Consider the following 13163-nt stretch of genomic DNA (forward strand, 5'->3'; position numbering starts at 1 on the left):
ACGAATCCCCGTGGTCAGCGCAACAGTGTGGTCGCCGGCAGCGCGGGGCGCCGCTGATGTTCGAAGCCGGTGATGGTGGCGGCGTGGGTAAGGGTCAGGTCGATGTGGTCGAGTCCTTCGAGCAATCGCCAGCGGGTGTTGTCGTCGAGTTCGAAGGAGGCGGTGATCGTGCCTGCGCGGACCTGCCGTTCGACCAGGTCGATGGTGACCTCGCTACCGGGATCGGCCTCGAGACCCGCCCAGAGTCGTTCGATGGTTTCGGTCGGCAACGTCACCGTGAGCAGGCCGTTGGTGAGGGCGTTGCCGCGGAAGATGTCCCCGAAGCGGGGTGCGATCACCGCCCGGAATCCGTAGTTCTGCAACGCCCATACCGCGTATTCGCGGGAGGAGCCGGTGCCGAAGTCCCGGCCGGCGATCAGGATGGTCGATCCGGCGTAGGCGGGGTCGTTGAGGACGAAGTCGGGTTCTTCGCGCCAGTCGTGAAAGAGTTTGTCGGAGAATCCTGTTCGGGAGCTGTGGGTGAGGAAGCGGACGGGGATGATCTGGTCGGTGTCGACATCGGTGCGCCGCAGTGGTGCGGCCACGCCGGTGTGCACGGTGAACGATTGCACGGTGGTCCTCGATTCGCAGACGATCGTTGGTGAGAGTCAGTTCAGGTCGGCCGGTGAGGCCAGGTGGCCGGCGACCGCGGTCGCGGCAGCAACAGCCGGTGAGACGATGTGGGTGCGCGAGCCCTTGCCCTGGCGGCCCTCGAAGTTGCGGTTGTTCGTCGACGCCGCCCGTTGACCGGGCGTGAGCCGGTCCTCGTTCAACGCCGCGCACATCGAACACCCGGCGAACCGCAGTCCCGCGCCGGCGGCCTCGAACACCTCGTTCAGGCCTTCGTCGATCGCTTGCTGACGCACCTTCATCGACCCGGGCACGATCATCAACTCGACGCCGGGGGCGACTTTCCTCCCGTCGAGGACGCGGGCGACTTCCCGTAGGTCCTCGATGCGGCTGTTGGTGCACGATCCGATGAACACGACGTCGACCGGCAGCCCGCGGACGGGGCGTCCGGGGGTGATGTCCATGTAGGCCTGGGCGCGCTCGACCGCGGCGCGCTCCACCGGGTCCGGGAATTGGTTCGGATGCGGTACCGGATCACCGAGTGGACCAGCCTGCGCGGGCGTGGTGCCCCACGACACGAACGGGGTCAGGGTGGAGGCGTCGATGACGACTTCCTTGTCGAAGACGGCGTCGTCGTCGCTGAAAAGCGTGCGCCAGTACGCTACTTCAGCATCCCACGCATCCCCGGTCGGGGCGGCCGGGCGGCCACGCAGATACTCGAAGGTCTTCTCGTCCGGGGCGATCATCCCCGCCCGCGAACCGGCCTCGACGGACATGTTGCACACCGTCATCCGGCCCTCCATCGACAGCACTTCGATGGCCTGACCGCGATACTCGATGATGTGCCCCTGCCCGCCCGCAGTGCCGACCCGGGCGATGATCGCCAGGATCAGATCCTTCGCCGACACCCCCACGGGTAGGGACCCGTTCACGGTCACGGCCATGTTCTTCAACCGTCCCATCGGCAAAGTTTGGGTGGCCAGCACGTGCTCGACCTGACTGGTGCCGATCCCGAACGCCAGGGCACCGAACGCACCCTGGGTGGCGGTGTGCGAATCACAGCACACAATTGTCGAACCCGGATGGGACAGGCCGAGTTCGGGTCCGATGACGTGCACGATGCCCTGATGCTCCTCACCGAGGCGGAACAACTCGATCCCGAACTCGGCACAGTTCTTCCGCATCAACGACACCTGCTCCCGGGCCGCCGGATCGACGATCTCCTTGTCCACCGCCACGGTCGGGGTGTTGTGGTCCTCGGTGCCCAGTGTCAGATCAGGGCGCCGCACCGTACGACCGCTCGCCCGGAGACCGTCGAAGGCCTGCGGGGTGTTCACCTCGTGCAGCAGGTGCATGTCGATGTAGAGCAGGTCCGGTTCGCCCTCCTGTCGGCGAACTACGTGTGCGTCCCACACCTTCTCGGCCAGTGTCTTACCCATGTGTTTCTTTCTCCTCATCGAATGCGGTCGCGCCGAAATTGTGCGTCGACCGCTGAAAAATCAGCCGTAGAAGTAGGCCAGGAATCCCGAGGCCGATAGCAGCACCAGCCCGCCGCCGAGCCGAGAGGTGATCTGCGCGAACGGCAACAGATGCATGCGCCTGGTGGTGCCGAGGGTGGCGATGTCGCCGGACCCACCGAGGTCGGTCATGCACAGTCCGGCCGTGATCGAGGACTCGACGAAGTACAACTTCAGCAGCCACCCCACGAAACCGGCGGTCAGCGCGGTGATCAGCACAGTCGCAACGGTGAACGCGAGATAGGCAGGGCGAGAGGCGAGTTCGGCGATCTGCTCGATGTCGATCAGGGAAACCCCGATACCGACCAGCGCCGCCGGCACCCACAGCTTGACCACGAACTGGTACCACTCGGTCGTCGACTCCTCGACTTCCTGCGGAAGCACACCCGACAGCTTGATCGCGGCGGTGAGCAGGATGACCCAGGCGTAGAGGTGCACCGGCGGAACCGCGGCCTGCAGCATGGCGCCGACGAGGTAGATCGCGGCGGTCATCAACAGACCGGTACCGAGTCCGCTGATCGTCAGCGGGCGCTTGTCGTCGGTCAGCGCCGCAGCCTGCTCCGGGGTGGCCTTGACCCGCAGCATCTCGCCGTGGCCGTTGAAGCCGACGAACAGCTTGGTGCGCCGACGCGTCAGGTTGGCGTACACCGAGGCCAGCACGATGCACAGCAGGTTCGCGCAGATGATCGGCGGCACGATGCTGGACATGTACTGCTGCGCGTCACCGCCGATGGTGTCGGCGTACATCTGCGACAGCGGAATCGCACCGCCGGAGATGCCGCCGGCCATGATCGGGATCGTGACGTCGAGGATCGCCGTCTTGAATCCGAAACCGGTGACTGCGGCGATCGTCCCGATGAGCGTGACCACCAGCGCGAACGCCACCATGATCACCGCACAGAATCGGCCACCCGCCTTGATCAGGAACCGGCGGTCCATCCCGAGAATGCTGCCCGCGATGATCGACGCCACCAGGATCTCGACGAATCCGTATCCGGTGAACCAGTTCTTGACGATGTCCGAGAAGCTGTCCGGAACCAGCCCGAAGTACACGGCTAGGGCTGGGACGAACACACACAACAGCGGTCCACCACCGATCGCAGACAATGCCGGGGTGCGGTCTCCGATCCAGAACAGGCCGCAGCCGATGATCATGGCGATGGCCAGGCCACCGAAGATGTTCTCCGGGAGCGTGCCGGTGTAGACAGCACCCAAGCCGACTGCGACCAGAGCGAGGTACCACGGCCAGGGCATGGACAAGATCTTCGCGCGGTCGGACCCTCGACGGGCTGGAACCGTCGCCTCCGCGCCGGGCACAGCATCTTGGATTTTCACGTTCGCCTCCTGCACCGCGCCGGGCGGGGCTGCGCCGATCACGGAAGTAGTGGGAAGTGACTCATATCACTGGTCACGAACGGTAACTTTTCGTGGACATCGAATGCCAATGCCATCGGATTATTCATACCAATGGTCCAGTGCCGTGCGACTAGGACGGGCCAGGCTGGACAATTGGCCCGGCTTTCGTCTGGTCGTCTCTGGCAAGAAGCGGAGAAGGTCATCGCGGCATGCGCTGGACCACACCGACACTTAGCGATCGCCTATGTATGCGCACATGGGCGCGGTCATGCCGTTTGTAGACTGGCCGAGTGGCTACCACTCCTGCGCTGAACCCCGAGGACGTTCAGCGCGCTGCGGCGGCGCTGCACAGCCCCGACATCGAGGGGTGGGCCAACCGCTTCGAATTGTTGTCGGACGGCAACCGCCTCCGGTTGCTGCTGTGCCTGCACCACGCGCCGGGGATCTGTGTCGGCGACCTCGCGGCAGCGCTCGAGATGAGCGGTACCGCCGTCTCGCACGCACTGCGACTGCTGCGCCACCAGGGCTGGGTCTCGGCCACGCGCGACGGCCGCTCGATGCGTTATCGGCTTTCGGACGACACCGTGCACCAATTGCTGCACGCGATCGGCGCCACGCACTATCACGATCATTCGGAATCGAAATCGGAACGGTGAAGTCCCACATGGAGAACGACCCCGGAACCCTTCCGCTCGACGGAATCACCGTCGTCGCTCTCGAGCAAGCTGTGGCCGCCCCCCTCGCCACCCGTCATCTGGCGGATATGGGCGCGCGGGTGATCAAGGTGGAGCGCGTCGGGGAAGGCGACTTCGCACGCAACTACGACGACGCCGTCTTCGGCGAGGCCTCACACTTCGTCTGGTTGAACCGAGGGAAGGAATCGTTCTGTGTCGACCTCAAATCCGAGGTGGGGCGGGATGCTGTCCTGAGGTTGATCGCGAGTGCCGACGTGTTCGTGCAGAACCTGGCGCCCGATGCAGCGAGCAGACTCGGTTTCGGGACCGAGGCGTTGCGCGCGGAACACACCGCGCTGATCGTGGCGAACATGTCGGGCTACGGGACAGCGGGGCCGAGGCGTGAACGCAAGGCGTACGACATGCTGGTGCAGGCCGAAACCGGCATGATCTCGGTGACCGGAACTCCCGAGACGGCCACGAAGACCGGAGTGCCGGTGTCCGACATTGCGGCGGGAATGTATGCGCTGACGTCCATCCTGAGTGCGCTGTTCCGACGTGAACGAACCGGGGTGGGCGCGCAGATCGACGTGTCGATGTTCGACGCGACCGCGGAGTGGCTGGGCCATCCGATGTACATGAAGATGTACGCCGACCGGCAGATCCCTCGTGTCGGCCTCGGACACGCCGCCATCGTTCCGTACGACGCGTACCCCACCCTCGACGGCAACATTCTGATCGGGGTCCAGAACGATCGGGGGTGGCGGCAGTTGGTCACCGAGGTCTTTGCGCGACCCGAACTCGCCGATCATCCCCGCTATGCGACCAACATGCTGCGGGTCCAGCATCGCGAAGAGGTTGATGCCCTCGTCGCCGAGGAGACGAAGAAGTTCACCCGCGCGGCCCTCGACCAGGCACTCGCGGATGCCGGAATTCCGGCAGCGGAGCTGAACGATATGAGCGGATTGATCGACCATCCGCAGTTGAAGGAACGTGACCGCTGGCGTCAGGTCGGCAGCGAGGTGGGACAGATCAGCGCAATGCTGCCACCGATGACATTCGCCGACGTGGAGATGCGGATGGGTGACATTCCGGCTCTCGGTGAGCACACCGATCAGGTCCTCGGTGAGCTGGGGTGCTCGGCTGCGGACATTACAGCGATGCGGAAGGCCGGCGTCGTAGGCTGAGGTTGTGACGCCTCCGATACTCGGCCCGGCGGGGCGGAGGCTTGAGGCATGATGCCCACTACACCGTGCGTCGCTGCGGTGTAGTGCCCGTATCCGCCCTCCGCACCCTGGGAGGAGGAGGTCAGGACGATGTTGCCGCTGAGCCGCCTGCTCGCGCTACCAATGTGGTACCACAGTGGTAGCATTTAGGTATGAGTACGCAGATTGCGGTGCGGTTACCGGACGAGATCGTGGCCTTCGTCGACGGCGAAGTGCGCGAGCATCGGGCGCCCAGCCGGGCGGCTCTGGTGTTGCGGGCGCTCGAGCGGGAGCGGCGTCGGCAGATCGCCGCCCGGGATGCCGAGATTCTGTCCCGGGCGCGCGGCGAGGATGATCCGGATGGCCTCGACGACCTCGCCCGGCATGCCGCGGGTCTGTTCAGCGATCTCGACTGATGAGGCCGATTCACGCCGCGAAGCTGGACAAGACGCGGCCGGTGCTGGTGTTGACCCGGGAGTTGGTGCGCCCGCACCTGAGTAGGGTGACGGTGGCGCCGATCACCGGCACCGTGCGTGGACTGTCGACCGAGGTGCCGGTGGGGCCGGCCAACGGATTGGAGAAGGATTCGGTGGTCAGTTGTGACAACATCGTCACCATTCCGGTGTCGGCGTTGGGGCACGGTCTTGGATTTTTCTTTCCGTCGCAGGAAGCGGCCCTGTCCGAGGCGATCCGGGCCGCGTTCGACCTGGAGTAACCACGGGTGAGCAGTTCGCGCTGTCCGTGCAACGGGAGCCTGCCGCGGTAAGTGGGGAGTTCGGGTTACCTGTGGACTACTGCAGGGTTCTCCGGCGCCTTCGCCCTGTTCTTTTCGTCGGGATCGCCGGCATCCGGTGTGGTGTGATGGGCAGGTAAATCAGGGTGAGTACTGCCGCGACAGCCGTCAGCACTCCCGCGACCACGCAGCCGGCGGGGAAGCCACCCACGAAACTCAGGCGCGCGTTGTCGAGTTCGGTGAGCCACCCGGAGCGGGAGGAAATGTTAGACGGTCGTACCAGTTCTCGCCGAGTGAGCGCTGGGGATGTCCCCCTTTGGTTTTCGTCAAGCTGCTGAGGGGTTGGATCCCGGTAGAGTTCCTTGTTCTCGAGCGTGGCGTACAGGACGTCGCAGGGGCGTCGGACGAGGCAGGTCAGGGCGGCGTTGTGTTTCTTTCTTCTCGTCCCGTTTTGTCGTCGTATGCGCGACTGGTGGGGTCGCCCAGGGCCGCGAAGGCGGCAGGAACACCTCGAACGGTCTCAGCTCTCACGCACGGGGGTGGGCTCGGTAGTACGCGGCCCGTTCGGCGTCGTGCCGGCGTCTGGCTTTCGGGTTTTCCAAGTCGGGCGGAAGTCCGTGCTTTTCGAGGCGGCGTGATCGGTTCTGCGCCATGTAGGCGACGCTGTAGAAGAGTGCTAGAAACACCCCGAGCAGCACCATGGAACCGCGTAACCACACCGGCCCGGGGAAGAGGAAGAAGGCCGCGAACACCGGAATGAACGGCACCATGCTGCGGACGAGGTGTCGCGGCACAGCCCAGTCACCGATCAGATCGTTCCGAACCCAGTCCTGCATGGAGTCGGGCAATCTGCGTCCGAACGCGTAGCCGAGCCATTGAAAGGGCGTCGGCCGGCTCCGGGCGCCGCGGCTTCGATTGGTCACTTGTCCACTCCTCCGAGCGCGCCTGCCTTGACGGCCGCGGCGTTGATGCGGGTCAGCACGCTGTGCAGTTCCATCAGTTCGGACAGTTCCACTCCGAGTGCTTCGACTACGGCGGGTGGCACTTTTTCGGCTTGTGCGCGCAGCGCCTTGCCCGCGTCGGTCAATTCGACGACGAGCTGGCGTTCGTCATCCGCGCTGCGGGTACGGGTGAGAAGCCCGGACGATTCGAGTCGCTTCAGCAGCGGCGACAACGTGGGCGAATCGAGTTGCAGGGCGCTGCCGATCTCCTTGACCGACATGGGGGAGGTACCCCAGAGGGCCAGCATCACCAGGTACTGCGGATGAGTGAGTCCCAATGGTTCGAGGATCGGCCGATAGACGCCCAGGACTGCGCGATTGGCCACCGCCAGCGCGAAGCACACCTGCCTGTCGAGTGCGAGGGGGTCTTCGGCAACGTTCGTGGTCACCAGCTCAGGGTACCCGATAGTTCGTGCACTAACCAATCGCCCACTAACTAAAGGTGAGATAAAACACCGCAGCCCGGCCTGTGTAGGGCCGGGCTGCGGTTCGCTCTTCGCTCAGGGTGTGGCGAAGAACTGCTCCACCGCGGGCTGCGCGTTCGGATTTCCCACACCGACACCGATCACGGCTCCTGCAATCGTGCCGACGACGGCGCCGATGATGCATCCGGCGATGAAGTTGGGGAAGATCGAGACGCACCCGATTGCCATGCCCACATTGGAACCGATGGCCATGCCTTGCAGGCCCGCGTTGTTCCAACCGGTGTTGATCTCGCTGGTCATGTTGTCGAAGGCGGCCTGTTTGGCGTCATTTTCCGGAAAGAACTGTTCAGCCACCTGGCTACTGCCTTCGGCGGTCGGGGTCATCAAGGGCTGGCTCCAGTCGATTCCCTGCGTGCCGGGGTCGGCGTAGGCCGTGCCGGCGCCGACTGCCATCGCAGCGACGACGAAGATAGACAATGCCAGAGTTCTGAGAAGTTTCATGAGAATTCCCACCATGTCGTAGGTCGAACACGGACTCCACCTGAGTACCGAACATTGTTGTGAGTGGACCATATTCGCTGGAAGTACCGAACGGCTACATGCATATGTGGGTGCGCGGTGATGCTCCCCGGTGAGTCGCCTACTCCATAGCCCTCCCCAATTCATCTCTCGGCCTGGAGGGGCGAAGGGGGCAGGGCACGCGCGTCGTGGCTATGAGGAACGTGTCCAACCCTGTGCAATCCTGCAGTGTCATGGTGCTTCCCATGCCTAGTCGCTTGCTGAACATCTTCCCCCTTCGGGTATCCCACTTTTCGGCGTTTACGCAAAATTCGTTACATACGCCTCACCGGCACGAGGTGTCACACGGTCAGCCGGTAGAAACGCCAGAACCCGAAGTCTTCGATGGGAAGGATGTCCATCGAGCCGAAACCGGCAGCCTCGGCGTACTTTCGCAAGGTGCTCGGACGCATGACCGTTCCGGTGGCGGCACTCGGACTGGAACTCATTCCGTCCGGCAGGCACACGGTCAGGCTGAATCCGTACATCAACCGCTCGATGTCGCTTCCCGGCGCCGAGAACTCGTCGTCCACCGCCTCGTCCATGACGATCATGACCCCACCGGGTGCCAGAGCCTTGCGTACCGCCGTCAATACCTCGACAGGTGCAGGCATGTCGTGAATGCACTCGAAGGCGAATGCAACGGTGTAGGCGCCCTCCGGAATGCCCGCTGCATCCGACTCGGTGATCGTGATCCGGTCGGCAACATCCCCTTGCTCGCGGACGTTGTGTTTCGCGAGTTCGACAGTGGCGCTGTCGATGTCGTAACCATCCAGCCGGGCATCGGGATAGGCGCGCGCCAGGGCAATCGTGGACCACGCGCCTCCACATCCGACATCGGCGATGGCGGCACCGGGGGTGCGCAGAAGTGCGTCGACCTCGGGTACCGACGCGAGCGCTCCCGGCAGAACCTGCTCGTACCACGGCCGATTCATATCTGCCTGGGATTCCCTCGCATCGACACCGTACTGTGCCCATCCCACACCGCCTCCCGTGCGATACGCCTCGATCAGCGCGGGCATCTGTGTGGTGGCGGCAACGAAAATCCGGGCCAGCGGCGCCAGGTAGGCAAGGCTTTTCTCATCGGTGAACACTTCGGCCGCACCGGGTGCCAACGTGAATCTTCGGGGATTGCCGCCGTCTGCGGTGAGCAGCCCTGTCACCGCCTGTTGTTCGAGCCACTCCTGTGCGTACCGCGGATGGGTCGAGGTGCGTTCGGCCAGTTCGTCCGCTGTTGCGGGGCCCTGATCTGCGAGACTTCGATACCAGCCGAGTCGATCTCCCAGATGGATGGAAAGAATGTCGATTGCGCCGAGGGAGGCGTCGAAGACACGTTGCGCCACTGCGTCGGCTCCGGGTGTGGGCATCGCTGACCTCCGGTGTGGGTGGTCCCCTCATGGTGACCTACCGCGGTAGCCGATGTGCCCGTTTCGGTTGCTCCCAGTGCACATTCGCGCCGGAGTCGGTCGAGCGTCCGGGAAGCTGGAAACCCCACGGCAACTCGAGGCGGTGGCGGGCGAGCAGGTCTGTGTCGGCGAGCAGGTCGAGGATCGGTCCGTCCGCCACCACCTGGCCTTCGTCGAGAATCACCGCGCGGGTGCACAACTGCGCAGCGTACGGAAGGTCATGGGTTACCAGCAGTTGGGTGGTGTCCACCGCGAGCAGGACTTCGGCCAGTTCACGCCGGGCAACCGGATCGAGGTTGCTTGACGGCTCGTCCAGCACCAGCACGTCCGGAGCGCACGCGAGGACGGTGGCCAGGGCGACCCGGCGCCGTTGCCCCACCGACAGATGGACGGGATTGCGCTCGGTATGCGACGTCATGTCGACAGCGGCCAGCGCGGTGCGGACCCGGTCGTCGAGTGCCGCACCGGTGACACCGAAATTTGCCGGGCCGAAGGCGACGTCCTGCGCGACGGAGGGCATGAAGAGCTGATCGTCGGGGTCCTGGAAGACGATGCCGACCCGCCGCCGCACCTCGCGCAGCGTGTTCCGGTCGGTGTTGCGCGATACCGGTACGCCGCCGATGGTGACCCGACCGTCCGAGGCGGTCAGAATCCCGTTGAGGTGCAGCATCAGAGTGGTTTTGCCGGCACCGTTCGGGCCGAGAACCGCTACCCGTTCGCCCGGGCTCACAGTGAGGTCGATTCGGTCGAGTGCCTTCCTGCCGTCCGGGTAGGAGTACGACACACCGTCGAGGTGCACGGCGGCCGTCATCGGAGGGTCCAGGCCGCGAGGCAGATACCCACCGCGCAGACGGCAGGGACGAGGCCGGCCGACCACGCCGCGGCGGACGCCGGAGGAGCACCGACTGTGGGAACCGCCCCCGTGAACCCGCGCGAGAGCATGGCCAGGTGGACGCGCTCGCCCCGTTCGTAGGAACGGACGAACAATCCGCCCACACCCTGCGCGGTGGCGCCGATCTGGCGAAGTGTTCGCGGATCGTCACCGCGGGACAAGCGTGCGGTGTGCATCCGGGCGACCTCCGAGGTGAGTAGATCGAGGTACCGCAGCATGAGGACCACGATCGTGGTGAACATGGCGGGCACGTGCAGATGGGCAAGTCCCACCGGCAGATCGCGGGCGGGGGTGGTGGCGGCGAGCGTGAGTGACACAAGCACGCCGAGAGTGCCTTTCACCAGGATCCCCCACGCGGCGTGCAGTCCGGCCACAGACAGCGACAATCCGAGGACCGTCGTCTGCTCGCCGCCCTCCGCGAACGGCAACAACAGGGCCAATGTGACGAAGGGCAGTTCGATCAGCATGCGCGGGGCGAGCCAGGTCAGGGCGATACCGGCGATGTGCCACACCACCGCCAGGACTGCGAGGTAGACGGCGAAGGCCCAGAACGCCTCGCGGGGCGTGGCCACCACCGCGAACACCGTCACCACCGCACACACGATCTTCACCTCGACGGGGAGACGGTGAACTGCGGATGTGCCGTGGAGATAGAGCGGCTGCGCGTGACCAAAACTCATGATCAGGGTCCGGCTCTGTGACGCCGTCCGCGGGCGAGGAGCCGGAATGCGGCGGCTGCGACGACGAAGGTCGCGGCCGCACCGATGATTCCGGCCACCCCGGTGAAACCGGATCGTCCACTTACCGTGTAGTCGGCGAGCGGGGAGGCCGACAAGTGGTGGTTCTCGGCGTTCTTCGCAATGCAGTCCCCGACCAGTGACGCGCCGGTGTCGGTCTCGACGGTGTCGCATCCGCGTGTCGTGGCAGCGTCGAGGCCGTCCGGACTCGAGCTCGCCAGAGAGGACAGGACCCCGGCAATGAGCAGGACCGCGAGAGCGAACCCGAGAAGGAAGCGGCGAGGGGACCGCGTCGACACGCTCATGCGCCCACCGCCACGTCGCGCGGCGCGGTCCGGAGCAGATACACGAGGTCGGGTCGGGCCCTGGCCACCGCCGTGACTGTGACGGCGGTGATAATTCCTTCGCCGATTCCGATCAAGATGTGGGCGCCGAGAATGTACGCCGCCACCGAGCCGAGCGCAGTGGCGCCGTCGGCAGCGGGCTGACCGCCGGTGGCGTACTCGAGGACGAAGCCCATCGACGCCGCGACGGTTCCGCACAGCGCAGCGGTAAATGCGAGAGCGCCGAGCACGCGGAGACGAAGATCCTCGGGTCGCGCGAGTCGGCGCAGAACTAGCGCGACGAGGTAGCCGACCGTCACCCCGATGATCGCCATGTTCGTGATGTTCGCACCCAAGGCTGTCAGCCCACCGTCCGCGAAGAGCAGGGCCTGCACGATCAGGACGATCGCGATGCACAGCGCACCCGTGTAGGGCCCCACGAGAATGGCCGCCAGTGCACCACCGAGGAGATGTCCGCTCACACCGGGAAGGACGGGGAAATTCACCATCTGCACCGCGAAGATGAAGGCGGCTACGAGACCGGCCATGGGGGCGGTGCGATCGTCGAGTTCGGAGCGGGCCCGCCACGCGGCGACCGCGAGTCCCGCCGCCGCGATAGCGAGGAACAGGACGGACGTCGGGGCATTGATCAGCCCGTCACTCATGTGCATGGCTACGGACTCCATGTCACCCTCCTCAGCCGGCAGCTGTCCCGTCTCTGCAGTCTAGTTTCTCGTGTGAACACTTGAACAGGTGTTCATGGGTCAGGCGACAGCGGTGTTCTGCCACCACCGAACTCTCAGTGCCAGCTGTGGTCCACGACGGGGGTTCGCGGTCCGAACTTGGGTTTGATTGCGTTGCCACTGACCAGCAGCAACCGCACGGCGCGATAACGATGCGGGCGAACCGGTTCCAGGTACGCCACCATCTCGGCGTCGTCGAGGGGCTTGCCGAGTAACGACCACCCGACCATCGACGCCAGGTGGTAGTCGCCGACGGACAGAGCGTCCGCATCGCCGAGCGCACGTTGCGACACCTCGGCCGCGGTCCAGATTCCGACCCCTGGGATGGACATCAAGCGGCGGGTCGCTTCCTCCGGGGACAGGTTGACGATCTTCTCCAGACGGTCCGCGACCTGGGCGCAACGCACGATGGTGCGGGCACGGCCGGGGTCCACGTTCGCGCGGTGGAACTCCCACGACGGGACTCGCCGCCACACGTGCGCGGTGGGAGGCACCCGCATTCCGTCGGGCGCCGGGCCGGGGGCGGGTGTGCCGAATTTCCACACCAGACGCCGCCACGACGCGAACGCGGCGATGCCGTGGACCCGCTGCTCGAGGATGGCCGGGACCAGGGCTTCCAGCACACGGTCGGTGCGCCCCAGACGCAGGTGCGGGAAGCGTCGGTGAGCCTCGGCGAGGATCGGGTGCTCCGGCGCGAAGTCTTCGCACTCGTCCTGCTCGCCGACGAGACGGTTCAGCCCATCCGCCAACTCTCGGGCACCCTCGCCCCAGGCCTGACAGTGGACGGTGTGCCGGTCGCTTTGCGTGAGGCGATAGGTGACCGGACCGGACGGTTGCACCGACGTCCGCCAGATGGAGCCGTCGACCGCACGCCGGTGACAGGGGTCGCCCTTACCGCGCTGAAGGGGGTGCAACGTCATCGCGACGTCCAGTGGACGCCGCGCGGTCACGGTGGTCTCGACCACCTCCAGCGAAGCCGTCATC

Annotated in this window: 16 protein-coding genes; 4 read left to right on the forward strand and 12 right to left on the reverse strand. The window is 65.3% G+C overall.

Features of this window, described 5'->3' with window-relative positions; translation table 11 throughout:
- Positions 1-14: 14 nt before the first annotated feature.
- The 3 genes from leuD to GFS60_RS19880 are packed head-to-tail and all read right to left on the reverse strand — an operon-like array spanning position 15 to position 3461.
- Positions 15-611: a 3-isopropylmalate dehydratase small subunit gene (gene leuD, locus GFS60_RS19870; RefSeq protein ID WP_159923884.1), complete on the reverse strand. Its 597-nt coding sequence runs from the start codon at positions 609-611 to the stop codon at positions 15-17.
- Positions 612-647: 36 nt separating this feature from the next.
- Positions 648-2048: a 3-isopropylmalate dehydratase large subunit gene (leuC, locus tag GFS60_RS19875; RefSeq protein ID WP_159923885.1), complete on the reverse strand. Its 1401-nt coding sequence runs from the start codon at positions 2046-2048 to the stop codon at positions 648-650.
- Between the two features lie 60 nt (positions 2049-2108).
- Positions 2109-3461 (reverse strand): 2-hydroxycarboxylate transporter family protein, encoded by a 1353-nt coding sequence (locus tag GFS60_RS19880; RefSeq protein WP_236603209.1) that lies wholly within the window; start codon positions 3459-3461, stop codon positions 2109-2111.
- A gap of 311 nt (positions 3462-3772) precedes the next feature.
- Between GFS60_RS19880 and GFS60_RS19885 the strand changes: the two genes are divergently transcribed.
- The 4 genes from GFS60_RS19885 (at position 3773) to GFS60_RS19900 (ending at position 6076) form a co-directional block, all read left to right on the forward strand.
- A complete protein-coding gene (locus tag GFS60_RS19885; protein ID WP_159923886.1) occupies positions 3773-4138 on the forward strand; it encodes an ArsR/SmtB family transcription factor in 366 nt (121 codons plus the stop codon).
- Positions 4139-4146: 8 nt separating this feature from the next.
- Entirely contained in the window at positions 4147-5343 is a 1197-nt protein-coding gene (locus GFS60_RS19890; RefSeq protein WP_201453404.1) for a CaiB/BaiF CoA transferase family protein, read from the forward strand.
- A 191-nt stretch (positions 5344-5534) separates the two neighbouring features.
- The gene (locus GFS60_RS19895) at positions 5535-5777 is read left to right on the forward strand and encodes a YlcI/YnfO family protein (protein WP_159923890.1); all 243 of its coding nucleotides are present in this window, start codon (positions 5535-5537) and stop codon (positions 5775-5777) included.
- The gene (locus GFS60_RS19900) at positions 5777-6076 is read left to right on the forward strand and encodes a type II toxin-antitoxin system PemK/MazF family toxin (RefSeq protein WP_159923892.1); all 300 of its coding nucleotides are present in this window, start codon (positions 5777-5779) and stop codon (positions 6074-6076) included. Before GFS60_RS19895 ends, GFS60_RS19900 begins: the two co-directional genes overlap by 1 nt.
- 545 nt (positions 6077-6621) lie before the next feature.
- Here GFS60_RS19900 and GFS60_RS19910 read toward each other — a convergent pair.
- The 9 genes from GFS60_RS19910 to GFS60_RS19950 form a co-directional block, all read right to left on the reverse strand.
- A complete protein-coding gene (locus GFS60_RS19910; RefSeq protein ID WP_159923894.1) occupies positions 6622-7017 on the reverse strand; it encodes a DUF5313 family protein in 396 nt (131 codons plus the stop codon).
- On the reverse strand, positions 7014-7484 hold the full coding sequence (locus GFS60_RS19915; RefSeq protein WP_159923896.1) for a MarR family winged helix-turn-helix transcriptional regulator: 471 nt from the start codon (positions 7482-7484) through the stop codon (positions 7014-7016). Before GFS60_RS19915 ends, GFS60_RS19910 begins: the two co-directional genes overlap by 4 nt.
- A 111-nt stretch (positions 7485-7595) precedes the next feature.
- A complete protein-coding gene (locus GFS60_RS19920) occupies positions 7596-8021 on the reverse strand; it encodes a hypothetical protein (RefSeq protein ID WP_109335379.1) in 426 nt (141 codons plus the stop codon).
- Between the two features lie 359 nt (positions 8022-8380).
- Complete coding sequence (locus GFS60_RS19925) at positions 8381-9445, reverse strand: methyltransferase (RefSeq protein ID WP_159923898.1); 1065 nt, start codon at positions 9443-9445, stop codon at positions 8381-8383.
- A 37-nt stretch (positions 9446-9482) separates the two neighbouring features.
- Entirely contained in the window at positions 9483-10295 is an 813-nt protein-coding gene (locus GFS60_RS19930) for an energy-coupling factor ABC transporter ATP-binding protein (RefSeq protein WP_159923900.1), read from the reverse strand.
- Positions 10292-11056: a cobalt ECF transporter T component CbiQ gene (gene cbiQ / locus GFS60_RS19935; RefSeq protein WP_159923902.1), complete on the reverse strand. Its 765-nt coding sequence runs from the start codon at positions 11054-11056 to the stop codon at positions 10292-10294. Before cbiQ ends, GFS60_RS19930 begins: the two co-directional genes overlap by 4 nt.
- Before the next feature lie 2 nt (positions 11057-11058).
- On the reverse strand, positions 11059-11412 hold the full coding sequence (locus GFS60_RS19940) for a PDGLE domain-containing protein (RefSeq protein WP_159927367.1): 354 nt from the start codon (positions 11410-11412) through the stop codon (positions 11059-11061).
- 2 nt (positions 11413-11414) lie between these two features.
- Positions 11415-12122: an energy-coupling factor ABC transporter permease gene (locus GFS60_RS19945; protein WP_159923904.1), complete on the reverse strand. Its 708-nt coding sequence runs from the start codon at positions 12120-12122 to the stop codon at positions 11415-11417.
- A 113-nt stretch (positions 12123-12235) separates the two neighbouring features.
- Positions 12236-13162 carry a DNA-3-methyladenine glycosylase family protein gene (locus GFS60_RS19950; protein ID WP_159923906.1) on the reverse strand — a complete coding sequence of 309 codons (927 nt, stop codon included), beginning with the start codon at positions 13160-13162 and terminating at the stop codon, positions 12236-12238.
- Between the last annotated feature and the right edge of the window lies 1 nt (position 13163).

Origin of the sequence: Rhodococcus sp. WAY2 (genome assembly GCF_009859915.1) — a bacterium.
GTDB classification, from domain to species: Bacteria; Actinomycetota; Actinomycetes; order Mycobacteriales; family Mycobacteriaceae; genus Rhodococcus_F; species Rhodococcus_F oxybenzonivorans.